Annotated in this window: 29 protein-coding genes and 2 pseudogenes; 16 read left to right on the top strand and 15 right to left on the bottom strand. The window is 62.6% G+C overall.

The window, feature by feature from the left end; translation table 11 throughout:
• Positions 1 to 204 precede the first annotated feature (204 nt).
• The 5 genes from AC0QC4_RS08120 (at position 205) to AC0QC4_RS08140 (ending at position 5275) form a co-directional block, all read left to right on the top strand.
• On the top strand, positions 205 to 849 hold the full coding sequence (locus tag AC0QC4_RS08120) for a glutathione S-transferase family protein (protein WP_483659364.1): 645 nt from the start codon (positions 205 to 207) through the stop codon (positions 847 to 849).
• Between the two features lie 100 nt (positions 850 to 949).
• A complete protein-coding gene (gene recA, locus AC0QC4_RS08125; protein ID WP_483659286.1) occupies positions 950 to 2020 on the top strand; it encodes a recombinase RecA in 1071 nt (356 codons plus the stop codon).
• A gap of 213 nt (positions 2021 to 2233) precedes the next feature.
• On the top strand, positions 2234 to 3049 hold the full coding sequence (locus AC0QC4_RS08130; RefSeq protein ID WP_483659288.1) for a DUF1223 domain-containing protein: 816 nt from the start codon (positions 2234 to 2236) through the stop codon (positions 3047 to 3049).
• A 60-nt stretch (positions 3050 to 3109) separates the two neighbouring features.
• Positions 3110 to 4519: an MFS transporter gene (locus tag AC0QC4_RS08135; protein ID WP_483659290.1), complete on the top strand. Its 1410-nt coding sequence runs from the start codon at positions 3110 to 3112 to the stop codon at positions 4517 to 4519.
• A gap of 9 nt (positions 4520 to 4528) precedes the next feature.
• Positions 4529 to 5275 (top strand): tetratricopeptide repeat protein, encoded by a 747-nt coding sequence (locus AC0QC4_RS08140; RefSeq protein ID WP_483659292.1) that lies wholly within the window; start codon positions 4529 to 4531, stop codon positions 5273 to 5275.
• On the opposite strand, the gene AC0QC4_RS08145 is transcribed toward AC0QC4_RS08140, so the two are convergent.
• From AC0QC4_RS08145 to AC0QC4_RS08200, 12 genes and pseudogenes are all read right to left on the bottom strand, one after another.
• Entirely contained in the window at positions 5272 to 6609 is a 1338-nt protein-coding gene (locus AC0QC4_RS08145) for a bifunctional folylpolyglutamate synthase/dihydrofolate synthase (protein WP_483659294.1), read from the bottom strand. The two genes, AC0QC4_RS08140 and AC0QC4_RS08145, sit on opposite strands and share 4 nt — an antisense overlap.
• Positions 6610 to 6734: 125 nt before the next feature.
• Entirely contained in the window at positions 6735 to 7586 is an 852-nt protein-coding gene (gene accD / locus AC0QC4_RS08150; RefSeq protein WP_483659296.1) for an acetyl-CoA carboxylase, carboxyltransferase subunit beta, read from the bottom strand.
• A gap of 76 nt (positions 7587 to 7662) precedes the next feature.
• Positions 7663 to 8445, bottom strand: coding sequence for a tryptophan synthase subunit alpha (gene trpA / locus AC0QC4_RS08155; RefSeq protein ID WP_483659298.1), 783 nt, complete (start codon positions 8443 to 8445; stop codon positions 7663 to 7665).
• Positions 8442 to 8813 (bottom strand): hypothetical protein, encoded by a 372-nt coding sequence (locus tag AC0QC4_RS08160; protein WP_483659300.1) that lies wholly within the window; start codon positions 8811 to 8813, stop codon positions 8442 to 8444. The genes trpA and AC0QC4_RS08160 overlap by 4 nt, the downstream gene beginning before the upstream one ends.
• Before the next feature lie 2 nt (positions 8814 to 8815).
• A pseudogene (locus AC0QC4_RS08165) lies at positions 8816 to 9058 on the bottom strand (tryptophan synthase subunit alpha); the annotation flags it as partial.
• 267 nt (positions 9059 to 9325) lie between these two features.
• Positions 9326 to 10555: a tryptophan synthase subunit beta gene (gene trpB / locus AC0QC4_RS08170; RefSeq protein WP_483659302.1), complete on the bottom strand. Its 1230-nt coding sequence runs from the start codon at positions 10553 to 10555 to the stop codon at positions 9326 to 9328.
• An 87-nt stretch (positions 10556 to 10642) separates the two neighbouring features.
• Positions 10643 to 11299 (bottom strand): phosphoribosylanthranilate isomerase, encoded by a 657-nt coding sequence (locus AC0QC4_RS08175; RefSeq protein WP_483659304.1) that lies wholly within the window; start codon positions 11297 to 11299, stop codon positions 10643 to 10645.
• A 104-nt stretch (positions 11300 to 11403) separates the two neighbouring features.
• The gene (pyrF, locus tag AC0QC4_RS08180) at positions 11404 to 12078 is read right to left on the bottom strand and encodes an orotidine-5'-phosphate decarboxylase (RefSeq protein ID WP_483659306.1); all 675 of its coding nucleotides are present in this window, start codon (positions 12076 to 12078) and stop codon (positions 11404 to 11406) included.
• Positions 12075 to 12395: a hypothetical protein gene (locus AC0QC4_RS08185; protein WP_483659308.1), complete on the bottom strand. Its 321-nt coding sequence runs from the start codon at positions 12393 to 12395 to the stop codon at positions 12075 to 12077. The genes pyrF and AC0QC4_RS08185 overlap by 4 nt, the downstream gene beginning before the upstream one ends.
• Before the next feature lie 75 nt (positions 12396 to 12470).
• Positions 12471 to 13808: an adenylosuccinate lyase gene (gene purB / locus AC0QC4_RS08190; RefSeq protein ID WP_483659309.1), complete on the bottom strand. Its 1338-nt coding sequence runs from the start codon at positions 13806 to 13808 to the stop codon at positions 12471 to 12473.
• A 69-nt stretch (positions 13809 to 13877) separates the two neighbouring features.
• On the bottom strand, positions 13878 to 14042 hold the full coding sequence (locus AC0QC4_RS08195) for a JAB domain-containing protein (RefSeq protein ID WP_483659310.1): 165 nt from the start codon (positions 14040 to 14042) through the stop codon (positions 13878 to 13880).
• Positions 14043 to 14282: 240 nt separating this feature from the next.
• Positions 14283 to 14795 carry a topoisomerase DNA-binding C4 zinc finger domain-containing protein gene (locus AC0QC4_RS08200; RefSeq protein ID WP_012114946.1) on the bottom strand — a complete coding sequence of 171 codons (513 nt, stop codon included), beginning with the start codon at positions 14793 to 14795 and terminating at the stop codon, positions 14283 to 14285.
• Between the two features lie 35 nt (positions 14796 to 14830).
• On the opposite strand from AC0QC4_RS08200, the gene AC0QC4_RS08205 reads away from it, so the two are divergent.
• From AC0QC4_RS08205 to AC0QC4_RS08230, 6 genes and pseudogenes are all read left to right on the top strand, one after another.
• On the top strand, positions 14831 to 15133 hold the full coding sequence (locus AC0QC4_RS08205; protein WP_012114947.1) for a hypothetical protein: 303 nt from the start codon (positions 14831 to 14833) through the stop codon (positions 15131 to 15133).
• A gap of 61 nt (positions 15134 to 15194) precedes the next feature.
• Positions 15195 to 15352, top strand: a pseudogene (locus tag AC0QC4_RS08210) (IS5/IS1182 family transposase); the annotation flags it as partial.
• A 271-nt stretch (positions 15353 to 15623) separates the two neighbouring features.
• A complete protein-coding gene (locus AC0QC4_RS08215; RefSeq protein WP_012114948.1) occupies positions 15624 to 16499 on the top strand; it encodes a LysR family transcriptional regulator in 876 nt (291 codons plus the stop codon).
• Between the two features lie 151 nt (positions 16500 to 16650).
• Positions 16651 to 17097, top strand: coding sequence for a peptide-methionine (R)-S-oxide reductase MsrB (msrB, locus tag AC0QC4_RS08220; protein ID WP_012114949.1), 447 nt, complete (start codon positions 16651 to 16653; stop codon positions 17095 to 17097).
• On the top strand, positions 17097 to 17609 hold the full coding sequence (gene msrA / locus AC0QC4_RS08225; protein ID WP_012114950.1) for a peptide-methionine (S)-S-oxide reductase MsrA: 513 nt from the start codon (positions 17097 to 17099) through the stop codon (positions 17607 to 17609). Before msrB ends, msrA begins: the two co-directional genes overlap by 1 nt.
• A gap of 50 nt (positions 17610 to 17659) precedes the next feature.
• Positions 17660 to 18148 carry a peroxiredoxin family protein gene (locus AC0QC4_RS08230; RefSeq protein WP_012114951.1) on the top strand — a complete coding sequence of 163 codons (489 nt, stop codon included), beginning with the start codon at positions 17660 to 17662 and terminating at the stop codon, positions 18146 to 18148.
• A 170-nt stretch (positions 18149 to 18318) separates the two neighbouring features.
• Here the strand turns inward: AC0QC4_RS08230 and AC0QC4_RS08235 are convergent, their stop codons facing one another.
• Positions 18319 to 18930: a TetR/AcrR family transcriptional regulator gene (locus AC0QC4_RS08235; protein WP_041575652.1), complete on the bottom strand. Its 612-nt coding sequence runs from the start codon at positions 18928 to 18930 to the stop codon at positions 18319 to 18321.
• A gap of 511 nt (positions 18931 to 19441) precedes the next feature.
• Between AC0QC4_RS08235 and AC0QC4_RS08240 the strand changes: the two genes are divergently transcribed.
• Positions 19442 to 20635: an NADH:flavin oxidoreductase/NADH oxidase gene (locus tag AC0QC4_RS08240; protein WP_197715666.1), complete on the top strand. Its 1194-nt coding sequence runs from the start codon at positions 19442 to 19444 to the stop codon at positions 20633 to 20635.
• Between the two features lie 998 nt (positions 20636 to 21633).
• On the opposite strand, the gene AC0QC4_RS08245 is transcribed toward AC0QC4_RS08240, so the two are convergent.
• Together AC0QC4_RS08245 and AC0QC4_RS08250 are read right to left on the bottom strand one after the other, a co-directional pair.
• Complete coding sequence (locus tag AC0QC4_RS08245) at positions 21634 to 22488, bottom strand: sensor domain-containing diguanylate cyclase (RefSeq protein ID WP_041575655.1); 855 nt, start codon at positions 22486 to 22488, stop codon at positions 21634 to 21636.
• A 92-nt stretch (positions 22489 to 22580) separates the two neighbouring features.
• Complete coding sequence (locus AC0QC4_RS08250; RefSeq protein WP_049775953.1) at positions 22581 to 22847, bottom strand: hypothetical protein; 267 nt, start codon at positions 22845 to 22847, stop codon at positions 22581 to 22583.
• A gap of 239 nt (positions 22848 to 23086) precedes the next feature.
• Between AC0QC4_RS08250 and AC0QC4_RS08255 the strand changes: the two genes are divergently transcribed.
• The 4 genes from AC0QC4_RS08255 to AC0QC4_RS08270 are packed head-to-tail and all read left to right on the top strand — an operon-like array spanning position 23087 to position 26465.
• On the top strand, positions 23087 to 24046 hold the full coding sequence (locus tag AC0QC4_RS08255; protein ID WP_012114956.1) for a DMT family transporter: 960 nt from the start codon (positions 23087 to 23089) through the stop codon (positions 24044 to 24046).
• Positions 24043 to 24747, top strand: coding sequence for a glutathione S-transferase family protein (locus AC0QC4_RS08260; protein WP_012114957.1), 705 nt, complete (start codon positions 24043 to 24045; stop codon positions 24745 to 24747). Before AC0QC4_RS08255 ends, AC0QC4_RS08260 begins: the two co-directional genes overlap by 4 nt.
• Positions 24748 to 24777: 30 nt before the next feature.
• Positions 24778 to 25662, top strand: a complete 885-nt coding sequence (gene yghU, locus AC0QC4_RS08265; protein WP_012114958.1) for a glutathione-dependent disulfide-bond oxidoreductase — start codon at positions 24778 to 24780, stop codon at positions 25660 to 25662.
• Positions 25659 to 26465 (top strand): SDR family NAD(P)-dependent oxidoreductase, encoded by an 807-nt coding sequence (locus tag AC0QC4_RS08270; RefSeq protein WP_012114959.1) that lies wholly within the window; start codon positions 25659 to 25661, stop codon positions 26463 to 26465. The genes yghU and AC0QC4_RS08270 overlap by 4 nt, the downstream gene beginning before the upstream one ends.
• The last annotated feature ends 13 nt before the right edge of the window (positions 26466 to 26478 follow it).

Here is a 26478-nt window from a genome sequence, read left to right on the forward strand (position 1 = left end):
AGATCTGCTTGAGCAGACAGGTTGCAGGAGCGAGAGCCCGGTGCGCATTATTCGGCGATTCATGTGCCTGTTCGGCATGCACAAGCGGGACGGAAACCGTGTCGCCAAGCGAGGCTCGTTGTATCACGCGCCCTGCCAATATTGCGACAGGCGCCTGCAACGGCTTGTCGATGGCGGGCGATGGAAGGCGATGTGACCGGCGGTATGCGGCTGTACACCTGCGAAGGTTCCAGGGGATTTCGCGTCAGTTGGGCTGCAGCAGAGCTGGGCCTCGATTTGCCGACAGTCATGCTGCCCTTTCCGCCGCGCGTGCATGACAAGAGTTTTTTCGGCGTCAATCCGCTGGGCACCGTACCGGCGCTGGTGCTCGACGATGGCCGGGTGATGACCGAATCCTGTGGAATCGTCCATTTTCTCGCGCAACGCTTCGGGGCCGGGAGCCTGGCGGTCGATCCGTCCGACGCGGATTGGCCGCTGTGGCTGGACTATTGCCATCATGCCGATGCGACGCTCACCTTCCCGCAAACGGTGCGGTTGCGCTTTGCGGTCTTCGAGCGCGATCGCGGGCTGGTCGAGGCGGGTGAGGCCTATGGCGACTGGTTCGGCAAGCGGCTCGCCAAGATCGACGCGCGGCTGCAGGATCGCGCCTTCCTCTGCGCGAACCGGCTGACTGCGGCCGACATTTGCGTTGGCTATGCCCTCTATCTCACTGAATTCACAGGCCTCTCGCACCATCTGACGCCACGGTTGGCGGAATGGCTGGCGGCGCTCAAGGCCCGTCCCGCGTTCCAGGCGGCGCTCGCCCGTGAAGCCGCGCTGGCGGTGGAGCAGGGGGCAAGAAAAAGATAATGTTCCCGTCTTGTTCGTTAGGAACAAATGCGATACATAGCGGTCTCGCCAGCGCGTTGCGATGCGTCGGCTTTGGCTCTAACGCATCAGGGGACGGCAGATGGCTGCACAACTCAAGGTAATCGACGGCATGGCACAAAGCGCGGAACGGCAACGGGCACTCGAGGCTGCACTGGCCCAGATCGACAGGGCATTCGGCAAGGGCTCGGCGATGAAGCTGGGCAGCCGTGAGGCGATGGAAGTCGAGGCGATTTCCACCGGCTCGCTCGGGCTCGACATTGCTCTGGGCATCGGCGGATTGCCGCGCGGCCGTGTGATCGAAGTCTATGGGCCGGAAAGCTCGGGCAAGACCACGCTGGCGCTGCATGTGATCGCTGAGGCGCAGAAGGGTGGCGGCACCGCAGCCTTCGTCGACGCCGAACATGCGCTCGATCCGGTCTATGCCAAGAAGCTGGGCGTCAACATCGACGAGCTGATCGTCTCCCAGCCCGATACCGGCGAACAGGCGCTCGAGATCGTCGATACGCTGGTCCGCTCCAACGCCATCGACGTGCTGGTGGTCGATTCGGTGGCGGCGCTGGTGCCGCGCGCAGAAATCGAGGGCGAGATGGGCGACAGCCACGTCGGGTTGCAGGCGCGCCTGATGTCGCAATCGCTGCGCAAGCTGACCGGTTCGATCAGCCGCTCGCGCTGCATCGTCATCTTCATCAACCAGCTGCGCATGAAAATCGGCGTGATGTACGGCAACCCGGAAACCACCACTGGCGGCAACGCGCTCAAATTCTACGCCAGCGTCCGCCTCGACATCCGTCGCACCGGCCAGATCAAGGATCGCGACGATATCGTCGGCAATGCGACGCGGGTGAAGGTGGTGAAGAACAAGGTCGCGCCGCCGTTCAAGCAGGTCGAATTCGACATCATGTATGGCGAGGGCATCTCCAAGATCGGCGAGATTCTCGACATCGGGGTCAAGGCCGGGCTGGTCGAGAAGTCGGGTGCCTGGTTCTCCTATGATTCGGTGCGCATCGGCCAGGGCCGGGAAAATGCCAAGCAGTTCCTCAAGGATAATCCCGAGCTGCGCGAGCGACTGGAAAAGGCCATTCGTGGCAAGACCGAGCAGGTCTCCGATGCGTTGATGGTCGGCCCCGACGGCGACGACGACATGGAGTGATGCCGGCTGAGCTGCGGTGCCCGGTCAGGGCCGGGCACCGCCGCTGGCCGACGTGCCGTGCTTCCGGCATCGGACTGATTGCACGCCGAAAGCGCAGCCGGTTGCCCGAGCGTGCCGCTGCGAACTTTTCTGCGCTACCCGGGCGGACGCTGTGGTAACGAAAGCGGGTTCATGTGCGAACAGGGTGGTGTTCACCCGTTCAGGATGTCTGCCATGACCTTCAAGCTTGCTGCTGTTTCCATCGTCGCGCTGTCGGCTGCCGTCGCCGGGGCCTATGTCGCTTTCCCCTCGGCACAATCGTCGTCCACTGTCAGCGCTTCCGCCCCGGCGAGCGGCGCGGACGAAGGCTCGGCCTTGGCCGGTGCGGCGCTTGCCCCGGTTCGCGCCAACACCCCCGCCGCGCCCGAGGCGCCGGTGCTGGTCGAACTCTTCACCAGTCAGGGCTGCTCCTCCTGCCCGCCGGCCGATGAAGTGCTGGCACGCCTGCAGGCAGAACCGAACATCATCGCGCTCAGCCGCCCGGTGACCTATTGGGATCGTCTGGGCTGGCGCGATACGCTGGGCCGGGAAGCCAATACCATCCAGCAGCGCGCCTATGCTGCGCGCGGAGTCGGCGGCGGCGGGGTCTATACGCCCGGTGCCGTGGTCAATGGCAAGGACGGGCTGGTCGGCAGCCAGGAAGCCGGCTTGCGCCGCCTGATCGCCGCCGCGCGCACCGCACCCGACAACCGGCTGAACTCGAACGGCACCAGTGCCTCGACGCGCGGCCGTGTCGCTGGCGCTGCCGAACTGCGCTTCGTCGCGGTTGCCAACATGCGCGAAGTGCGTATCGGCGGCGGCGAGAATGGCGGCCGCACCGTGCGCTACCATAATGTCGTGCTGGACGAAGCAAGCGTCGGTTGTGCCGCTGGCGCCGCGTGCAGCGCGTCCGTCCCGGCGCGCATAGCCAATCTGGCCGGCAAGGACCGCATTGCCGTCGTTCTCCAGCGCCCCGGCAATGGCGAGGTGCTCGCCGCCCGCTGGCTGTAACGCGGGGCTGGCCTTTCGCGGTGATGCTGATAGCTGTGTCCTCTCTTGCGGGAGGATGCAGTGAGCGAAACGACGACAGAGATACGCGCCGGCAACTGGCTGGACGCTCTCAAACCCTATCTGGAGCGCGGGCCGCTCGCTGCGCTGCTGCTCGGGATTTCGTCGGGTTTCCCCTTCGCCATGATCGGCGCGACGCTGACCACGCGCCTGGCGCAGGACGATTTTTCCAAATCCTCGGTCACCGCCTTCAGCCTCGCCTTTCTGGTCTACAACCTAAAGCCGCTGTGGGCGTGGATGGTGGATGGCGTTCGGGTGCCCGTGCTGCATCGCGCCGGCCAGCGCGTCTCATGGATGATCTTCGCCGCAATGCTGGTGGTGCTGGCGGTGGTCAATCTCGGGCTGGTCGATCCTCAGGCGGTTGGGCAATCGCCGGTCGGCAAGGTGATGGTGGCATTGGGCCTGGGCCAGACCGGGGAATTCGCACCGCTGTTCGAAATGGCGGTCGGCGCGATCCTGGTCGGTTTCGCCGGGGCGACCTTCGATATCGTCATCGACGCCTATCGCATCGAGATTTTGCGGCCCGATCAGCTCGGCGTCGGGGCGGGCATGTCGCAATATGGCTGGCGCCTCGGCTCGACCATCGCCGCTGGCCTCGCCCTGATCGTGGCGGCCCGCTACGGATGGAGCGCTGCCTACATCGTCTGTGCCAGCTTCGCGCTGCCCGCCGTCATCGCGGCACTGTGGATCGGTGAGCCGGAACGTCGGCGCGAGGCAATCGCCCGCGACGGCAAGGTCGGCATCCTCGACGGCATCGTCGGCCCCTTCACCGAATTCTTCAGTCGCCACGGCGCCTGGCTGGTGCTGCTGTTCATACTGCTGCACAAGATCGGGGATACGCTGGGCCAGCTGACCCTGCGCCTGTTGCTCGATGATCTCGGTTTCACCAACGACGAGATTGCCATTTACGACGTCGGCATCGGTTTCTGGGCCTATCTGATCGGCATCTTTGTCGGCGGCGTGCTCTATGCTCGGCTGGGGCTGAAGCGATCGGTGATGCTGAGCCTGATCCTCATGGCGATCTCCAACTTCAGCTTCGCCGTGCTGGCCGCCTCCGGGCACAGCAACTGGGGGCTGGCCGGCGCGATGACATTCGAGAATATCGCCAGCGGCATCGGCGGCGTGGTCGTCGTCGCCTATTTCTCGGCGCTGTGCGATCTGCGGTTCACGGCCGCCCATTATGCGCTGATCAGCTCGGCCGCGAGCATTGTCGGGCGATTCCTGACCGGCACGACGGCCGGTGCGATGATGGAGGAGTTCGGCAATGTGAACTTCTACCTGTTCACGGTCGTCGCTGCGCTGCCCGGCATCCTGATCTTTTGGCTGATGATGCGCAGCGGCCTGGTGGAGTCGTCTGTCGGTTCGGCTGCCGAACGGCAGGACGGGCCGGACAATAGTGCGGTCGCGGGCTGAGGCGGCACGATGTTCTGGCTGGCCGTCTCCATCGCGTTCCAGATTCTGTGCCTGGTCCACTGCATCCGCAATGGGCGAAATTCGGCATGGATCCTCGGCATATTGCTGCTCTCGCTGATCGGCTGTGCTGCCTATTTCATTGTCGAGATATTGCCCGGCCTTGCCGGCAACCGGCGTGTGCGCAAGGCGCGGGAGCATATCGTCGACCGGGTGGACCCGGACCGCAAATTGCGTGCGGCAAGCGAGGCACTGGACCTCGCCGATACGATCGCCACTCGGCTGGCGATGGGCGACGCGCTCGCTGCCAAGGGGCAGCACGACGAGGCCGTCACGCATTTTCTGGAAGCGCAGGCCAAATCGCGTATGGCCGACCCGGCAATCGGCATGCGGCTGGCCAATGCCTGGCTGGAACTGGGGCGCTCGGCGGAGGCGCTCGACGTCATTGCCGAATTGCCCGAGGGCGGAACGCAAGTGGATCGCGACAAGCGAGACGTCCTGCGCGCGCGGCTTCTGGAACAGCAGGGAGACACGCGCGCGGCGCTCACGATCTACGAGGCGGTGATGGACCGTGCATCGGGTGACGAGGTACGCTGTCGCGCCGCCAATGCCCGCATGACGCTGGGCGATCGGGCAGGCGCGGCCGCCCTGTTGACGGAAGTCGAACGGCGAATGCGGCATCTGCCCAAAACGACCATCGCCGAACATGCGGCAATGTATCGCTGGGCGATGAAGACACTGGCCGAACTGCGCGCCTAATCCGGCAATTCCCCGTTCGCTTTCAGCACTTCGCCGGCGAGGTAGAGCGACCCGCAGATCAGCACGGTCGCATCCGGTGCGCGCTCGGCGATGGCGGCGATGGCGGTCACGGTGGTGTCGGTCGGATAAAGCGACGTCACGCCCAGCGCATCCTGCACCATCCAGCACAGGTCCTTCGGGACGTGATGCGCATGGCCAGGGATGGGTACCGCCGCGAAGGACGCCATGCGCGACGCCAGCGGGCGGAGGAAACCGAGCGCATCCTTGTTGGCGAGCATGCCGCAAATGACATGCACAGCGGCGCCCTCCGGCAACGCCGCCGCCAACGCCGAGCCCGCGTCGGGGTTATGCCCGCCGTCGAGCCATAGCGTTGCTTGCGGCCCCAGCATGGCGGTGAGCGGCCCCGGCCCCAGTTTCTGCAGCCGCGCCGGCCACCGCGCCGCGGTGAGCCCCCGGTTGATCGCTGCCTCGCTGACCGGCAGCAGCGGCTGATGGCGCAGCATTGCGACGGCCAGCGCGGCATTGTCCTGCTGGTGCGCGCCGGGCAGGGCAGGCGGGTCGCAATAGAGCTTGCCGGTGCGGTCGGCGTAGGCAAAGCCGCGTCCGATCGCGCGGCTGGTCCAGTGGCGGCCGCGCGCACGCACGTCCGCCCCGGCACGGTCTGCCACGGCCTGGATGCTGGCGGCCATGTGCGGTGCATAGTCCATGGTCACCAGCGGCACCCCGCGCTTGGCGATCCCCGCCTTTTCGAAGGCGATACGCGCCAGCGGCTCCTCGGGCGTGCCGGCCTCGGGCGTCAGCAGGAATTCCTTGTGATCGATGCCCAGACTGGCGATGCCGCAGACCAGCGGGCGTTCGATGACATTTGTGGCGTCGAGCCTTCCGCCCAAGCCGACTTCGATGATGCAGGCATCCGCCGGAATCTCGGCAAAGCGCAGGAAAGCAGCGGCGGTGGTCACTTCGAAGAAGCTGGCGTTCAGGCCCTCTGCCACATCCAGCACGCGGGCGAGCGCATCGGCAAGGTCATCGTCTGCGATCAGCGTGCCCGCCAGCCGGATGCGCTCGTTGAAGCGCACCAGATGCGGGCTGGCATAGGCGTGAATGCGATAGCCGCCCGCCTCCAGCATCGCGCGGAGATAGGCGCAGGTCGAACCCTTGCCGTTGGTGCCGGCGACATGGAACACCGGGGGCAGCCGCAGGTGCGGATTGCCCAGCCGGTCGAGCAGCGCGGTAATCCGTTCCAGCCCCAGCGTATCGCGGCCCGGGGATAGGGCGGCAAGGCGATCGAGTTGGGCCTGGACGGCGGCGGAATCGGAACGGGCTTGGTCGGGCATCACTTCTCCCTCCCCCCTTCGGGGGAGAGGGCCGGGGAGAGGGGCAGTCCTCACACACCGGCGTCAGATCGAATTTCGAAGACTGCCCCTCTCCCTAACCCTCTCCCCCAACAGGGGAGAGGGAACTAAGCCGCCCTAGCCGGCGCCAGATACCCGATCACCCGCGCCAGCGTCGCTTTCAGGTCCTTCCGCTCGACCACCATGTCGACCATGCCGTGATCGAGCAGATACTCGGCGCGCTGGAAGCCTTCGGGCAGCTTCTCGCGGATGGTCTGTTCGATCACCCGCTGCCCGGCAAAGCCGATCAGTGCGCCTGGCTCTGCAATCTGCACGTCGCCCAGCATGGCGTAGCTGGCGGTAACGCCGCCGGTGGTCGGGTCGGTCAGCACCACGATATAGGGCAGGGCGGCGCGGCGCAGGCGCTGGATGGCGACGGTGCTGCGCGGCATCTGCATCAGGCTCAATATGCCTTCCTGCATGCGCGCACCGCCCGCGGCCGTGAAGCAGATGAAGGCGCAGCGCTGTTTCAGCGCTTCCTCGGCGGCTGCGACAAAGGCCTCACCCACCGCAACGCCCATCGAGCCGCCCATGAAGGCGAAATCCTGCACCGCAACCACCGCGGCATGGCCGTCGATCAGCCCGTGCGCGGCCTGCATCGCATCGACATCGCCGGTCGACGCGCGTGCGGCCTTGATGCGGTCGGCATATTTCTTCGAATCGCGGAATTTCAGCGGGTCTTCCGGCACTTTGGGCATGGCGATGGTGCGCATGCTGCCGTCGTCGAACAGCATGGCAAAGCGCTTGTCGGCACCGATCCGGTCATGATGCTCGCAGCGCGGGCAGACACACAGATTGTCCTCCCACTCCTTGCAGAACACCAGCGCCTCGCACGCCTTGCACTTGTGCCACAGATTGTCCGGTGTCTCTTTCTTGGCGATGAAGGGGATGGAGTTGCGGACGCGGTTGATCCAGCTCATGTGCTGATCCTCTTCAAAACCCCGTCATTGCTTCGTTTTGCTCGCAATGACGAAAAGGGGGCGGTAGCATATCAGGCTAGGCCTTAGCAGACCGGACCGCCGCAGCCAGCCCCGCCACATAGTCCCGAACCGGCCCTGCCGCATCCGCACCATGCTGCCCGACCAGCTCGACGATGGCAGAGCCAACCACCACGCCATCCGCCACCCGCGCAATCGCCGCGGCCTGCTCGGGCGTGCGCACGCCGAACCCGACCGCCACCGGCAGATCGGTCGCCGCCTTGAGCCGCGCCACCGCCGCCTCGATGCTGTCCTGCGACGCCTGCTGCAAGCCGGTGATGCCGGCGACGGACACATAATAGAGAAACCCGCCCGCGCCATCGAGTACGGCGGGCAGCCGCGCTGCATCGGTGGTCGGCGTCGCCAGCCGGATCGACGCGACCCCCGCATCGCGCAACGCCGGACCAAGCTGGTCATCCTCCTCGGGCGGAACATCGACACAGATCACGCCGTCGACACCCGCCTCAGCGCAGGCGTGCGCAAACCACTCCGCCCCGCGCCGCAGCATCGGGTTGGCATAACCCATCAGCACCAGCGGAACCTCAGGGTGGCGGGCACGGAATGCCTTGGCGAGACCGAAGATGTCCGCCGTCGTCGTGCCAGCCCCCAGGCTGCGCAGATTGGCCGCCTGGATTGCCGGGCCATCGGCCATCGGATCGGTGAACGGCATTCCCAGCTCGATGACATCCGCCCCGCCCGCCACGAGCGCATCGAGGATGTCCGCCGTCGGCCCATCGCCTGCGGTGACGAAGGTGACAAGGGCGGGGTGGGGTTTGGCGAAGGCGGTGGTGAGGCGGGTCATACGGGCTTTCGGTAAGCAGTTGAATGCAGACTTGATAGGATGGTGCCAGAAAAGATACCCACTAAACAAAGTACCAATTTGATTTTCGATCCCCCCACTAATGTCCACACCAACAGCAACGAACCCGCCGCAATTACAAGGTTTGGTCTAGCATCTATCAATGCTTCGCGTGGGCGGAGTCTCACCGATCCATTTCGTAAGCGGCAGAATCCATGAACTGTGTAAGCCATCACGGCAATGGAGAACGCAAACAACAAGGTTATCAAGATCAACGGCGATGGTTTATCAACTCCGGCGATACGCAGCCCAATCGTCGTTGCAAGCAGCAGCACGGCCAAGGCAAAGAAGATGATGCTGACGCGCTTCACACCCGCTCCCCCAAAGCCTCAGCCACGGTGAACATATCCTTGTCCCACCGCCCGCACAGATTGGCCGCCTGAATCGCCGGGCCATCGGCCATCGGATCGGTGAACGGCATTCCCAGCTCGATGACATCGGCTCCACCAGCGACGAGCGCATCGAGAATGTGCGCAGTCGGCACATCGCCTGCGGTGACGAAGGTGACGAGGGCGGGGTGGGGTTTGGTGAAGGCGCCAAGGAGCCGACTAGTCATGCGGGTGCTTCCTGAATGTGCCAATCACGCCAAGAACAAGAGACATGAAAAAGGCCCAGAACACATACCGAATCCCGTTTTCTGTGTCCCCCGAAGCAATCTGCCCCATCAACCGCAGCCCCAAAAACACCGGGAACCCGATTATAACCCAAGAAAGGCCAACTTTCGGATGGAACGGTAGCTGCCACTTCCAAATACGGATGGTTCCGGGGCGGTCATCGGCCACAGATTGCTTCGATCTTCGGCGAATGCGATTGTGCCTACGGCTCAAACTTTTTCCCCCAAAGCCTCAGCCACCGTGAAAATATCCTTGTCCCCCCGCCCGCACAGATTGGCGAGGATGATCGCGTCGCGGTCCATCGTCGGTGCCACCTTGGCCACCGCCGCAATTGCATGGCTGGGCTCGAGCGCGGGGATGATGCCCTCGGTCCGGCACAGCAGCTGGAATCCGTCCAGCGCCTCGGTGTCGGTCACCGACGTATACTCCACCCGCCCGATATCGCGCAGCCAGGCATGTTCGGGGCCAATGCCGGGATAGTCCAGTCCCGCCGAGATCGAATGCGCCTCGGTGATCTGGCCGTCCTCGTCCTGCAGCAGATAGGTCTTGTTGCCATGCAGCACGCCGGGGAAGCCGCCCGCCAAACTTGCGGCATGCGCCTTGTCCAGCCCATGCCCCGCCGCTTCCACGCCGAGCATCTTGACGTCCGCGTCGTCTAGGAAGGGGTGGAACAGGCCGATGGCATTGCTGCCCCCGCCGATCGCCGCGACCAGCAGGTCTGGTAGCCGCCCGGTACGCTCCAGCATTTGTGCGCGCGCCTCTCGCCCGATCACGCTCTGGAAGTCGCGCACCAGCTCGGGGTAGGGGTGCGGGCCTGCCGCTGTGCCGATGATGTAGAAAGTGTCATGCACATTGGCGACCCAATAGCGCAGCGCCTCGTTCATCGCGTCCTTCAGCGTCGCCGCACCCGCTGTCACCGGGATCACTTCCGCGCCGAGCAGCTTCATGCGGAACACATTGGGCTGCTGCCGCGCGACATCGGTCGCGCCCATGAAGATGGTGCAGGGCAGGCCGAACCGCGCGCACACCGTCGCGGTCGCCACGCCATGCTGGCCCGCGCCAGTCTCGGCGATGATCCGGGTCTTGCCCATGCGCATGGCCAGCAGGATCTGGCCGATGCAATTGTTGATCTTGTGCGCGCCGGTGTGATTGAGTTCGTCGCGCTTGAACCAAATTTGCGCGCCTTTGCCGTGCGCCGCATCCTTACGGCACGCCTCAGTCAGCCGCTCGGCATAATAGAGCGGGCTGGGGCGGCCGACATAATGCGCCATCAGGTCATCGAACTGCGCCGCAAAGGCGGGATCGGCCTGCGCCGCGCGATAGGCTTTCTCCAGGTCGAGAATCAGCGGCATCAGCGTTTCAGCGACATAGCGTCCGCCAAATTCACCGAAATGGCCGCGTTCGTCAGGCTGGGCGCGGAAACTGTTGGGTGCGTTCATGGCCGTGGCTTTAATGAGGGTTACGGGGTTGGGGAAGGGGCAAGACCGTGCAGACACCATGTTCCCCTGCCTGCGCAGGGGAACGCATTACCGTGAAAGAGCAGCGAGAAACTCCCCGATCTTGCCGGCATCCTTCACCCCCGGCGCGCGCTCGACGCCGGAGGAAACATCGACAATCTCGGCACCCGTCATCCGCACCGCTTCCGCCACATTGGCCGCGTCGAGGCCGCCCGACAGGACCCAGGGCAGCGGGTGGCGGTGGCCGACCAGCAGGCCCCAGTCGAAGCGCAGGCCGTTGCCGCCCGGCAGATCGGAGCCCTCGGGTGGCTTGGCGTCATAGAGGATACGATCGGCGACACCCCGCCAGGCGTCTGCGGCGGCCAGATCGGCTGCGGTCCGCACGGGCAGTGCCTTCCACCAGGCGGTGGCGGGATGCCGCGCGCGCATCGCTGCGACAGTTTCCACGCATTCCTCGCCATGCAGTTGCACGATGTCGGGCCGAATGCGCAGCAGCGCCTCTGACAGCAGTTCGGGATCGGGATCGACCAGCAACAGCACCGTCGCCACATGGGACGGGACATGCCGGCGCAACGCCGCCATCGGCTCCAGCGCAAGGTGGCGGGGGCTTTTGGCGAAATGCACGAATCCGACATGGCTCGCGCCATGGGCGATCGACGCATCGAGCGTCTCGATCGTGGAAAGCCCGCAAATCTTGGCCTGCATGGTAACTATTACTCTCGTCATTCCCGCGAAGGCGGGAATCCATCGCCCGCCTTCTCCATTCGAACCGTCAAATGATGGATTCCCGCCTTCGCGGGAATGACGGTGAGAGCGGAACCCAGCCTGGTCTACAGCGTCGCCGCAATCGCCCGTGCGGCAGCATCGGGGTCTTCGGCCTTGCTGATCGGGCGCCCGATCACCAGGATCGACGCACCTGCGGCCGATGCCTCGGCAGGGGTCACCGTCCGCTTCTGGTCGGCGAGCTGGCCACCGGCCGGGCGGACCCCCGGCACCACGAAAAAGCCGCCGGGCCACAGCTTCTTCGCTGCGCGCACTTCGTGTCCCGAACAGACGATGCCATCCAGCCCCGCCTCGTGGCTGAGGCCGGTCAGCCGGGCGACCTGTCCCGCCGGGTCCGTGCCAATGCCGACGGCGGTGAGATCTTCCGAATCGAGGCTGGTCAGCACTGTCACGCCGACAACCCTGGTATGGTCGCTTGCGGCGGCTTTCGCATCCTCCATCATCGCCCGTCCGCCCGCAGCATGCACGGTCAGCACCGCCGGTTCGAGCGGGCGGAGCGCCTGCACCGCCTTGGCGACCGTGTTGGGGATGTCATGGAGCTTGAGGTCGAGGAACAGCGGCAGCCCGATGCGCGCCATCTCATGCACGCCATGGTGCCCGTTGGCGCAGAAGAATTCGAGACCCAGCTTGAGCCCGCCGATGTGCGTCTTGACCTTGGTGGCCAGCGCTTTCGCGGCATCAAGGTCGGTGGTGTCGATGGCCAGGAAGACGCGTGACGTCATGGCGTCGCATCCTCGGACGACACGACGACCGGCGCCGCCGGCACGGCAGGCGGCGCGGGAGCCGGGGCAGGGCGCAGCATCGCGATTGTCTCATCCTGCTGCTTGATCCTGCGCTGCAGGCGCCAGCGGTTGCCGAGATTGACCAGATAGGGGGGCAGGAAGCCGAGCAGGAAGGAGACCACGACCACCACCGAGACATAGGTATCGGCACGATAGCCCGGGAACACCCAGACCTGCACTTCATCGAAATTGGCCACGGCGAACAGTGTCAGAAGTACCGCCATGGCTACCCACAGCGCCGTGCGAACCGACTGCATCTCGTTTCTCCTTGTCCGCCGGGCAGCCTAGCCGAATGCACTGCGCGTGCAAACTGTCGGTCGCTTCCGGTCCGATTAGGCTGCTTCGGCGCCGAACACCCGCTCGAATATCGCGTCGACCGCCTTGAAATGGTAGCCAAGGTCGAACAGCGCTTCCAACTGGGCGTGGTCGAGCGCGGCGGTCACCTCGGTATCGCCCTGCAGCAAGTCGAGCAGCGACAGCGCGCCGTCCGATTCCCAGACCTTCATCGCATTGCGCTGGACCAGGCGGTAGCTGTCCTCGCGGCTGACACCTGCCTGAGTCAGGGCCAGCAGCACGCGCTGCGAATGCACCAGCCCGCCCATGCGATCGAGATTCTTGCGCATGCGCTCGGGGTAGATCAGCAGCTTGTCGACCACTCCAGTCAGCCGGGCCAACGCGAAATCGAGCGTGATCGTCGCGTCCGGGCCGATGTAGCGCTCGACCGACGAATGGCTGATGTCGCGCTCATGCCACAGTGCGACATTCTCCAGCGCGGGGGTGACATAGCCGCGCACCATGCGGGCAAGACCGGTCAGATTTTCGGTCAGCACCGGGTTGCGCTTGTGCGGCATCGCCGACGAGCCCTTTTGCCCGGGCGCGAAATATTCCTCGGCCTCCAGCACTTCGGTGCGCTGCAGATGCCGGATTTCGGTTGCCAGGCGCTCGATGGAACTGGCGATAACCCCCAGAGTTGCAAAGAACATCGCATGCCGATCGCGCGGGATGACCTGCGTCGACACCGGCTCGACAGCAAGCCCCAGCTTGGCCGCAACATGCGATTCCACGCGCGGATCGATGTTGGCAAAGGTGCCGACCGCGCCGGAGATCGCGCAGGTGGCCACATCCGCCCGCGCCGCCACCAGCCGCGCGCGGTTGCGCTCGAATTCGGCATAGGCCTGCGCCAGCTTGAGCCCGAAGGTGGTCGGTTCGGCATGGATGCCATGGCTGCGGCCGATGGTCGGGGTATATCTGTGCTCCATCGCCCGGCGCCGGATGGCGGCGAGCAATTCGTCGAGGTCGGCGATCAGCAGGTCGGCGGCCTTGGTCAGTTGCACCGACAGGCAGGTATCGAGCACATCGCTCGACGTCATGCCCTGGTGCATGAAGCGCGCCCAATTCTCGCCGCTATGGGCGCCCACCTGCTCGGACACCCACGTCAGGAAGGCAATGACGTCATGCTTGGTCACCGCCTCGATCGCGTCGATCGCAGGCACGTCGATCGCCGGCCGGGTTGCCCACCAGTCCCACAGCGCCTTCGCAGCCGCCTGCGGCACCACGCCGAGATCGGCGAGCGCCTCGGTCGCGTGCGCCTCGATCTCGAACCAGATGCGAAGGCGCGCCTCGGGCTCCCAGATGGCGGTCATCGCCGGGCGGGCGTAGCGGGGGATCATCGGCAGGCTCCTGAACCGGGACGAAAGATGGAGCGCCCCTATCAGCGCCGTCGCGCGCTGGCGAGTCGCTCAGATCAGGCCGTGGCTGCGCATGCTGTAGCTGCCGTCGCGCCCGACGATGACATGATCGTGCACGGCAATCCCCAGCCGCCGGCACGCCTCCACGATTTCACGGGTGATGGCGATATCCTGTTTGCTGGGCGACGGGTCTCCGCCAGGGTGGTTGTGGATCATCCTACGACTTGCTTTATCATATTGAAATGCAAGCATTTTTTCTAAGTGATTCCAGAGGTGGTGCCGGGATTGGGGATCGGCATTTGGTGCGCTATTGTGATGGTCACGAGCGATCATCGGCGCGCGCAGTGAATTCCTTTGATGCACGGCGCTCAATCCAATCCCTTCCGGCTCAGGCTTCTATCTCGCCGATTCGGTGGAGCATCTGGAGCCGTCCGCGAGCCGGTTCCGGCTAGATGATCAACCGGGCAACGTCTGCCTCCGAGTTGCGCCACCCTCAGTGCCTCCGTCAAGGGCAGCGGTAGTCTTGCAGGAAGGATAACCCGAGCAAGCCAGGAACGGTTGATATGCTCCGCCGGAACGAACGACCATCGATCCATCACCACAGGTGGGACAATAATCTCCAACTGACATCGGGCGTGCGATCCTCACCCGATTGGACGGTGCCCCCGCACGGGAACTTTCCACCGAGATGTTGCGCTTGAAATCACAACGAGGGTGGGTGCTGCATGCCTCGAACGGGCCATATTGGCCGTCGTACCGCTTCATGGTGCCGCAGCCGCACTTCGGGCACGGGCTCAGAACGCCTTCCTCCGCTTCGATCTCCACTGCGCCGGTTCTCGCTAGCTCGATCAGAAAGCGCGACGGCGCATCGGCCAGGGTGCAAATGCGAACCTGACGGCGAGCCCGCGTGAGCGCGACGTAGAAAAGGCGGCGCTCCTCAGCCAGGGGATATGGGTCGGGTTCGGGCATCGCTATCTGGAGGATCGGATCGTCGGTAATCCGGCTTGGAAAGCCCGGTCTGGATTGACGGCAAGAAATACTGGGAATTGCCGAAAGCTTGGTTCAACGATTTCGTCGAACGGGCGTTGGCGAAGTACAGCAAGGTCTACGTTATTCAGCCTTACCGCGAGCAGGAGAAATGCTCCCCAACGTGTCAGAACGCTATCGGGCATGAGTGCCAATGTTCTTGCATGGGCCTCTATCACGGCGCCGGGAATGACGGCAGTTGGTTCGAGGTTTCCGACACCTTCGCGACGCGTTGGGCTGACCACGAGCTCGCCTGTCGACTCATGACCGCCAAGCCCTAACGCAGCATGCGATCAAAATACCATTAGTCTCGCTGCCGCCATCCGGTGTTTGTAGCGAGTTCGGACTCTAGTCGAGACCAAGATGCGCTGCTTCAAGCTCCTAGGAGCGCACGTCATGTCCCGCGACTTCGAAAGGCAGGTCGCCGAGCTTCAGATCAGGCCGCAATCCTGAACCGCTTCACCGCCCTCGGAACGCCGCTCACGCAGCGCGTAGGATAGGTCTGTCCAGGGAAAGGGCACTCCGGCCTTCAGAGGATTTGCGCAACAATGCCTACTGGCGGGATAATCACATCCGGGAGTAGCTTAACTTCGCCGCCAAACTGTCCAAGAAGGCGGGACCACCTCACAAGAGCGTCTATCGCGGGGGGCTCCTCACAAGTCATTACCGTGACATCGCCGCGTGTATAGTTTCTGTACGGAAGCATCCCTTCGGCCGACGGTGCTTGTCCGGTCTGAAGTCGATGCTTGAGTAGGCGACGAAGGAAGAACAATGGAACTCAACCAGATTCGATATTTCCTGAACCTGGCAGACACCCTCAACTTCACCGAAGCAGCCATGCGCAGCGGGGTGTCTCAGCCCACGCTCACCCGCGCGATCCAGCGGCTCGAACAGGAGTTGGGCGGAACGTTGGTCTATCGCGATGGAAAAGACAGTCGACTGACAACGCTCGGCCGCGACATACGATCCGAATTCGCTGCGATCGCCGACCGCGAACAGCGGGTTCGGGCAATATCCCTCAATCGGGTTCGCGGCCGCCGCGAGACCTTGACGCTGGGTATCGTGAATACCATCGCGCCAGCACTGATTACGGAATTTCTGAAACACGCCCTTCGACAGATGCCGATGCTTGAACTGGTTCTTCAGCCGATCACCCGCGACGAGGGGATGGAGCGCCTGCTCGGCGGTCAAATTGACGGGTGCTTCTGCACGGATCCAGCGGCCGGAAACACCAAGATTGCAACCGTTGAAATGTTCCGTGAGCGACTGTTACTGGCGATGGCGCATGGACACAGCCTGGCAAGCCAAGCCTCGGTGTCTCTTGTCGAGCTATCGGAACAGCCTTACCTCGATCGCCTCCAGTGCGAATTCCGCACGCGCGTGCAAAACCATTTGAACGAGCGCGCGATTTTCATGATCCCACGGCTCAGATCCGAACGGGAGGATTTGATTCAACAAGCCGTGGCATCGGGCGCGGGCGTTTGCATGCTGCCTGAACGTTCGGCAATCGTAGAGGGCTTGACGTTACGCCCGGTCGATACGCTCGACCTGTCGCGCACGGTGGCATTCCAATCGATTTCGGGATCTGGAACGGCAACGGCGCTGCGGCAGCTCCGTGTACTGATAGAGCGGTATGTGTGGTCGTGAATTCCGTGAAGGCGCGGGCCTTTATGGTGCGGCGACCACACAAGCGTTCCCAGTGCATGCCGGTGACAACATCAAAACTATAGTTGCGGCGTATTGGACACCTTCGGATCGAATATCCATTTTCTCGGGTATGAGTTCGAAGGAGGAATCCATGACAGCCTACAAGAAGACAGAAGCTGCTATCGCCAAGCTGTCACCTGAGGAATATCGGGTGACGCAGCAGAGTGCGACCGAGCGACCAGGAACCGGTGCGCTTCTCCATAATAAGGAACCCGGCGTTTATGTCGATATCGTCTCAGGCGAACCCCTGTTCGCATCGTCCGACAAATACGAGTCGGGCTGCGGATGGCCGAGCTTCACCAAGCCGATCGAACCTGCGAACGTGAATGAACTACGCGACAACAGCCACGGTATGATCCGGACGGAAGTGCGTTCGACGTATGGCGATAGCCATCTCGGCCACGTTTTCCCCGACGGGCCTAGCGATCGCGGTGGCCTGCGTTACTGTATCAATTCGGCTTCGCTGCGCTTCGTACCCCGCGGCGAGATGGAGAGCCAAGGTTACGGTGAATATCTCAACCAGGTGGAGGATATCTGATGACGACTGAACGCGCTGTTCTCGCCGGCGGCTGCTTCTGGGGCATGCAGGATCTTATCCGCAAGCTGCCCGGTGTAATCTCCACCCGTGTCGGTTACACGGGCGGCGATGTGCCGAATGCGACATATCGCAATCACGGCACTCATGCCGAGGCGATCGAGATCACCTTCGATCCCTCTCAGACCACCTATCGCCGATTGCTTGAGTTCTTCTTCCAGATCCACGACCCGACGACGCTCAACCGTCAGGGGAACGACCGAGGCGCGAGCTACCGTTCCGCGATCTATTTTACCAACGACCAGCAGAAGGCCGTTGCGCTCGATACGATTGCAGATGTTGAAGCGTCGGGCCTATGGCCAGGCAAGGTCGTCACCGAGGTCGAGCCAGTCGGTGATTTCTGGGAGGCAGAGCCCGAGCATCAGGATTATCTCGAGCGAATTCCCCACGGGTACACCTGCCACTTTGCACGTCCGGACTGGGTGTTGCCGCGCAGGGCCGGTGCTGCCGCTTAGCAAACCTGCGGCTCGTGGTTTAACGCCGCGAGCCGACATCGGAGGGCTTCATGGAAACGGGAATTGTGGGTCTGCCTGCCCCTCCGCTGGAGAATATCCGGTGGATCGATGAAAATGGTGACGAGCGTAGCTCCTTGACCTTGGCCGAGTTGGGGCAAGGTTTCAAAATATTGTACTTCTTTCAGGATTGGTGTGCAGGCTGTCATGCACATGGTTTTCCCACATTCGTGACCCTTGCCGAGGAATTTCGCGATAAGGGAGTTGGCTTGGCGGCGATACAGACTGTGTTCGAGGGTTCGGAAGTCAATACCTTCGATCGTCTGCGGGAAAACCAACGCCGATATGGACTGCGTCTTCCATTTGGTCATGCTGTCGCGGGCTCGGGCTCAGTAGACGCTGCGCCAGCAATCATGGAGGCCTACCGGTCCGGCGGAACCCCATGGTTTGTGGTGATCGCACCCGATGGTCGCGTCGTGTATAACGGGTTTCAGCTCGACGCGGAGAGCCTCATCCAGAAACTTCGGCCGCTCACGGCCTGATAAAAGGAGCCTGGATGCCGCGGCGGCCCAGCGGTATAATTCCCGGGCCGGTGAAGTCGTGCGCAGCCCTAGATGATCTCCGCAACGCATTCCGACAGAGAAAGAGAAAGAGAGAGAGAGAGAGAGCCCTGTCCTCGATGATCCCGCATCAGGTGCTCTATGCTATCTGATCAGATCGCGGGCAAAGCCTTTTCCTTTCTTGCGCAATCGAGCATTCCGAGAGCCGACGCTACGATTCCCTTCAGCAAAGCTGGCTCGGGTCGCACGCGCGCGAGCACGCGCAATCCCATCAGCACGCTCAGGAGATGCCGTGCCATATCCTCTGCCGGCAGCAGTGATGCGATCGTGGCATCGGCCTGACCCGACTCTATTCGGCCCAGGAAAAACATCTCGATGCGCATGAGCACGGCCGCGACGTTTTCCCGGAACGCTTCGTCGGGGGGTGCCGCGTCGAGCGCGGTGTTCACGAGCATGCATCCCTTGCGCTCAGGATCCTCAAGCGAGCGCTTCAAGACATCGGAAAAGAACGCTTCGATGGCTTCGCGGGGCGGCAATGCCTCGCAACGCCGGATCCGATCCGCAACGCTGTGTTCGACATAACGGTCCAGCGATTTGATGAAGAGCGCGCGTTTATCCCCGAATGCGTTGTAAAGGCTCGCACCGGTGATCCGGGTCTTGTCGATAAGATCGCGCACGGATGTTGCCTCGTATCCGCGGCGCCAGAAGCACTGCATTGCTGCGTCGAGCACGGCTTCCTCATCGAATTCTCTTGGTCTTGCCATCCGGCGCTCTCGCAAATTCCAGCTTCGCGTCTTGCCATATTGTCCGCGCCGATGCATTCTAGAACAAATGGACTAAAACTCAAGGTGTGACCGCCGTCATCGTTTCTCTGCCGGCAGCCTTGGACGATCCAAAGGCTGGAATCATGGCTGCCCAGGAGGCGATTGAAGTTACACGAGCGGAACGCATGGCGGGGCACGCGGCTTGAGGGTCTGCTCTGGGCTGCTCGGAGCCTGCGTCGTGACGGCTCCGGTGAGGCAAACCAGTCCGGCGTATTTTGGGCATGCGGAAAAATGTAATCTTCCTTCGCGAGCATCGTGAGCTCGGCGACGTCGCGTGGCAGCGCGATCACGATCGCAGCCAGCCGCTTGCGGGCGAAACCGCGTATGTACGCGGCCCTGTATGCTGCGCTGCGCCGACTGCACCTCCGTCATCGGACGGTTTGTCAGGACTCGAGATTCTGCGTGGCTGGACGCTGCGAGGGTCGGCATCGTGGCGGATCGTGCAACCCCAATGACGACACCGCTCGAAGCAGACCAAAGCCAATTACAACGAAGAGAGACGTACCAGATGACGCTGTTTGAACCATTCCTGCTGCGCGGTGTAACGCTAAAGAACCGGGTGGTCGTCTCACCGATGAGCCAGTACCGCGCGCAGCACGGCGTGGCGAACGACTGGCACTTGGTCCACCTCGGTCGGTTCGCACTCGGAGGCGCCGCGCTGGTGTTCTGCGAGGCTACTGCGGTGCAGGAGCATGGCCGGCGTACACATGGCGACCTCGGGATATGGTCGGACGCCCACATCGACCGGCTCGCGGCGGTCACTCGCTTCCTCTCGCAAGAGGGAGCAGTTGCAGGCATCCAGCTCGCCCATGCGGGCCGCAAGGCGAGCGAACGCCGCCCCTGGCACGGTGAGACACCGGTCGACTCGGAAGACATCGCACAGCGCGGTGAAAAACCGTGGGCTGCACTCGGGCCGAGTGCGATCCCATACGCGGAAGGCTGGCCTGCTCCGGCCGCGATGAGCATCGAGGACATCAGGGAAGTGATCGCGTCGTTCCGAATTGCCGCTGAGCGAGCACGCGAGGCCGGCTTCCGGGTGATCGAGGTCTACGCCGCGCATGGGTTTCTCATCCACCAGTTTTACTCGCCGCTCGCGAACCAACGGCGCGATGACTACGGCGGAAGCCTCGAAGGACGATGCCGTCTGGCACTCGAGATCGCCGCAGCGATCCGCGAGGTTTGGCCAGACGAATACCCACTGGTCTTCCGCCTATCGGTCACCGACTGGCATCCCGAGGGCTGGCAAGTGGACGACACAATCTACCTCGCACAACGACTGAAGGACCTCGGCGTCGACGCGATCGACTGCTCAAGCGGCGGCATCTCAGGACGGGAACGTCCGCAGGGCATGACCCTCGAGCACGGCTATCAGCTCGCCCTCGCCGCGCGGGTGAAGACGGCAGCACGCATCGCGACGATCGGTGTCGGACTTCTTTGGGACCCGAAGCTGGTCGACCGCTCGATCGACCAAGGCGATATCGACCTCGTCGCACTCGGTCGCGAACTGCTGGAGGACCCGAACTGGCCATTGCAGGCGGCCCGCGAACTTGGCGCCGACGGGGTTCATGGGATGTGGCACCCGGAGTTCGGGTGGTGGCTCGAGAAACGGGCGCGGGCTGTCCGCAGACTCGGGATACGCAAGTGATCGACCATTGATCATCAACAACGCCCTCGGCCCGAAATCCCGGCGCGATTGCTCTTGCCGCGACCCAGGATAGATACAACATCCCTTAGGACAGGAACTCGATGGAGGAGTAGGTAGCCGCGCACTGCGAGATCTAGACATCGTCATTGTTGACGTCGCCCGTGCATGAAGTGGCGGCCCCGTTCGAGATTGAGCAGGTATCGCAGATGAGCTGATAAAGCCTTGGCGGTCTCGGCTATGGTCCTTCACCCTACGATTTGCTGCAGGGCTTGCCGCCTGCACGACGATGGCCATGCGGTTATCTGCACAACGCAAGAGTCTCCCGCCTGAGCGAGCGCGAATGACAGTCGTGCATTCGAAACGTTCCGACATGATGCCCACCGATCTTTTCACACGAACGATTGTACTCGAAGGGCCACTCAATCACTCAATGACGACAGCGCCAGATGATTCTTGGGATAGCCGATCGCTGTCCAGTCGATCCGACCATGGTGCGCGGATCGGATATTCAGACCGGGCTCTATTGAGGGCAAGCTCTGTGGCGCAATGTAGCTGATGTCTATTTTGGTCGCACTGGGAATAAATCTACCAGCATCGTACTTCTAAACGTCAATTCTTTCGGCCGCACCATTGGTTTTTGGATGCATCGCCGAATGCATCGATTCCATAGCCGGAGGTCTTTGGCGGTGGAGACCTACGCTCATATTTTTGGGCTACAGGCATGGAAAAAAGAACACGGACCACCGAAAAAGTTGAGGCAGTGTCGCAGGCGACGTTATACTTTCGATCTTGAGGGAACACGAGATGTATGCACATATTTTGGTCGCAAGGGATGGCTCTAGTCTGGCGGTCGATCAGTCGATAGCCGCTCGAGATTTTCCGATTTCCCCGGCAGCACCTCCTCCATGAACTTGTGAAGGATAAGTCCGCGCTCGCGGCCGCCTCTGCCGCGAAACTATAGCGTGTCGGGGCGTCGTCCATCCATGATAACACTGGCACTAGAGGCGCCAGATAGTTACCCTGTTCCGGCCCAGATGCTTGGATTGATACAACGCCGCATCAACCTGGTGAAAGACGTCGGCCGGCGATTGTGGCCCTTCAAAAATCCCAAGCCCCATCGAAACCGTCACCACACCGTAGGGTTGGTTCCCGGGGTGTGTAATTGCCAACGCACCGACTCGATTCCGCAATGCCTCAAAAAAAGTGTGTGCGTCCAGAGCGGCGCGTGTACGACACGCCATGAGAAACTCCTCGCCGCCGATCCGGAAAAAAAGATCGTCGGCATTTGTTAAATGCGTGCGCAGAACCGTGCCTATTTGGCGCAGAACGTCGTCTCCAGCCGCATGGCCATGCCTGTCATTGTAGCTTTTGAAATTGTCGATATCGAGAATGGCGACGGATCGGAATAGGCCATCGTTGGCCGTGTTGAGATATTCTGGAAATTGTCGTGAGTAGGCATGCCGGTTCGGTATTCCCGTCAACGCGTCGATACTGGCGCTGCGTGCTTCGGTGATATCCGTAAAAATCCAGATTCGCGCAGCCAACCTTCCACCTTCATCGAACGGCACACTGCGCCGCGAAAAAATGCGGCCGTCCTTGAGCAGAATTTCGTCCTCGGAGGTCTCCTGGGCCAGCTGCAGCCGATCCACCTCGCGAAGGAAACCCTCCGGGTCCAGCAGTTGGTCCGTCACGAAAGTGAGCATGCCGAGCTCGTTCTTCGTGCTCACCAATTCGTCTGGAATCTTCCAGAGCTGAGCAAAAGAGCGATTCGCATAGACTACGCGACGCTCGGAGTCGGTTAGTAGGACGCCGTCCGGAAGCGCATCCAAAGTCCGCTCGAACAGCGAGCGCACGGCAGTCCCTCCAAATGTCATGCGCTTCAATCCTCTAGTCCGCCCCAATTGCGCTCGGTCATTGTATCCGGGAATGGTTGTAGTTTCGTCACTTACGCCCTTGCCCAATAGATCGAGGATGCGGTGTTCACGAGCATGCACTCCTTGCGCTCAGGATCCTCAAGCGATCGCTTCAAGACATCGGAAAAGAACGCTTCGATGGCTTCGCGGGGCGGTAATGCACGGCAACGTCGGATACGGTCGGCTACGCTGTTCTCCACATAGCGGTCCAACGATTTGGCGAAGAGCGTGCGCTCATCCCCGAATGCGTTGTAAAGGCTCGCGCCGGTGATCCGGGTCTTGTCGATAAGGTCGCGCACTGACGTTGCCTCGTTGCCTCGTAGCCATGGCGCCAGAAGCATTGCATTGCCGCGTCGAGCACGGCTTCCTCATCGAATTCTCTTGGTCTTGCCATCCGGCGCTCTCGCAAAATTCCAGCTTCGCGTCTTGCCATATTGTCCGCGCCGATGCATTCTAGAACAAGTGAACTAGAACTCAAGGTGTGACGGCCGTCATCGTTTCTCTGCCGGCAGCCTTGGACGATCCAAAGGCTGGAATCATGGCTGCCCAGGAGGCGATTGAAGTTACACGAGCGGAACGCGTGGCGTCATGGCGGGGCACGCGGCTTGAGGGTCTGCTCTGGGCTGCTCTATCGATCGCGATCTTTTCAGGCTGGTTCGTGGTGACCCGGTTCAGCGTCACGCGCGAATTGCAGGTCTGGGACGTGACCGCGCTTCGCTTCGGCGTGGGCGCCGTCCTCCTTGCCCCGGCTGTCCTGCGTCGCGGTTCGCGCCTTCCCATGTCTGCATGGGGTGAGGGGCTTTTGTTTGCATTGCTGTGGGGTGCACCCTTCGTGCTCCTCGTGGCGCTCGGGCTCAAACTGACTTCGGCGGCACAGGCCGCCTCCATTGCTCCAACGACGATGCCTCTCGTCGCAGGAATACTCTCCTTCGTCTTCCTGAAGGAACAGCAGGGGTGGATCCGGTGGACTGGATATGCCGCGATCCTCGCCGGACTGGTCTGCCTCACCGGAGCCGTCACGACACAGGCTCCGCCCAGTCCAGCCGGCGTTACGGCCCTAGCCGCGGCAGGTGGCATGTGGGCGGTCTATACGTTGCTGTTCCGCCGTAGCGGCCTGTCGTCGATCCAGGCGGCGGCGCTCATCTGCATCTGGTCGGCAGCTCTCTTTCTGCCGGCCTATGTCCTCTTCGGTCTCAGCCATCTCGGCCGCGCGTCCGCAAGCGAGATAGCGCTCCAGTTGTTTTACCAGGGTGTGTTGATGGGGGCGGTTGCGCTCGTCACCTTCAATAGAGCGGTTTCGCTGTTGGGCGCCTCGGCGGCGACGGCCATGATCGCTCTCGTTCCCGCTGCGGCATCGCTGCTTGCCATCCCGGCCCTGGGCGAAACGCCGTCGTTCGTCGAAGGCATTGCAATAGCAGTCATCGTTGTGGGCGTCCTGCTGGCGGCCAGCCGGCCATCGTCTGCAACACTGTCAATTCAACCGCAGGAGACACCATGATCCGCTTCTATTTCCATCCCACGCCGAACCCGGCCAAGATTGCCCTGTTCCTTGAGGAGGCAGGGGTTCCATATGAAACCGTGGCCGTCGACACCAGCAAGGGCGAGCAGCACGCTCCGGCGTTCCGGGCGATCAATCCGAACGGCAAGGTACCAGCCATTGTTGACACGGACGGTCCGGGAGGCAGGCAAGCGCGGGTTTTCGATTCCACTGCGATCCTGATCTACCTTGCCGAGAAAACGGCTAAGTTTCTCGGCACGCCGGAGGATCGGCCCGAACTGCTGTCCTGGCTGCTTTTCCTTGGCACGGGTCTCGGGCCTTTTTCGGGACAAGCCGTGCATTTCCAGTTCGCCGCGCCGGAGGGCCAGGAATACGCGACCAACCGCTATCGTCGCGAGGCCGAGCGCCACTATCAGGTCCTGAACGATCATCTTGAGGGGAGGGACTGGATCATAGGCGACAGCTACACGATCGCCGACATGTCCGCCTGGGGCTGGCTCGATCGCGCCTCCCGTGTACGCAAAGGGGCGGAAGACCCGCTGGCGGCCTTTCCCAACCTCAAGCGCCTATTCGAAGCTGTCGATGCACGGCCTGCCGCCTCCAGAGCGCGAGAAGTCGGCAAGGACCACGCCTTCAAGAAAGTGAACGACGAGGAGACAAAGCGCGCGCTGTTCCCGTCGAATTATCCTCCGGCGGCCTAAGCTGGCCATTGAGACGTCACAGGAGCGACCATGACGAATACCGCAGAGTACACGCCGCCGAAAGTCTGGACCTGGGAGAAGGGCAATGGTGGTCAGTTCGCCAGTATCAATCGCCCGATTTCCGGTTCCACCCATGATAAGGAGCTGCCCATCGGCAAGCATCCCTTCCAGCTCTATTCGCTGGGCACGCCGAACGGCCAGAAGGTCACTATCATGTTAGAGGAACTGCTCGAGGCCGGTCACAAGGGCGCCGAATATGACGCCTGGCTGATCAAGATCGGCGACGGCGACCAGTTCGGCTCCGGATTCGTCGAGGTCAATCCGAACTCCAAGATCCCTGCGCTGATGGACCGCTCCGGCCCGACGCCGATCCGCATCTTCGAATCCGGCGCGATTCTGATGCACCTGGCGGAAAAATTCGGCAGCGCCTTCCTGCCGACGGAACAGCCGATGCGCGCCGAAACGCTATCCTGGCTGTTCTGGCAGATGGGCTCGGCCCCGTTCCTCGGCGGCGGCTTCGGCCATTTCTATGCCTATGCGCCGGAGAAGATCAAATACGCCATCGACCGGTACGCGATGGAGGTGAAACGCCAGCTCGACGTTCTCGACCGGCGTCTTGCCGACAACGAGTATGTTGCCGGTTCGCAATATACCATCGCCGATATCGCGATCTGGCCCTGGTATGGCGGTGTGGTGAAGGGCTGGCAGTATGGCGACGCGGCGCAGTTTCTCTCTACGCACGAATACACGCACGTGAATCGCTGGGCCGAACAGATCTATGGCCGACCGGCGGTGACGCGCGGCCGCAAGGTCAACCGGACTTCGGGCGAGCCGTCGAGCCAACTCCACGAACGCCACAACGCGTCCGACTTCGAGAACAGGACACAGGATAAGCTGGAAGGAGCACGCTCGTGAACATTGATGGCAAACGCATTCTGATCACTGGCGGATCGAGCGGCATCGGACTGGCCCTTGCCCACGCGCTTCTGGCCAAGGGCGCGAGGGTAGCTATAACCGGCCGCCGCGCCAAAATGGTCGCGGATGCTGTCACCGAGCTGAAGGCAGGGGACAGTGAGGTTCACGGCGTCGTCGCCGACATTGCCACGCCGGAGGGCCGCGCTACAACGTTGGAAGGAGCGTTGCAAAAGCTCGGCGGCCTGGACATCCTCGTCAACAATGCAGGTGGGGTTCGGGCTGGACGCCTTGAGAACACGCCCGAAGCCGAACTGCAGGCGATGATCGATATCGATCTCGTGGCGCCGATCATGTTGACCCGGGCGGCGCTGCCAGTCCTGCGGGAAGGCGGCGATGCCGTGATTGTCAACATCTCCTCCGGGATAGCGCTCGTCGGTGCACCGTTCTATGCGACCTATGCCGCGGTGAAAGCCGGGCTTGCCAACTTCGGCGAGGCGTTGCGGCGCGAACTGAAGGGTGAGGGCATCCACGTGATGACCGTCTATCCGGGTGGCACCGATACGCCCATGATGAAATCGAACCGCGCCGGACCCGATCTAGGCTTTTCGCGCGAGCCGGCTTCCGCCGTCGCCGATGCGATCGTTGCCGGCATCGAAGCCCGGGCGTTCGAAGTAATCCGCGGCGGCGAGACACGTGCGCAGATGATCGCGCTCAACCGCGAAAACCCGGCCGCAGTCGACGAACGCTTTCTCGGGTTGAAGCGGGCGTTGGAAGAAGCGGTGAAGGACCACTCGGCGCTTTGAGCGCCAAAAGAAT

The sequence above is a fragment of the Sphingomonas sp. jy18 genome, assembly GCF_056931895.1.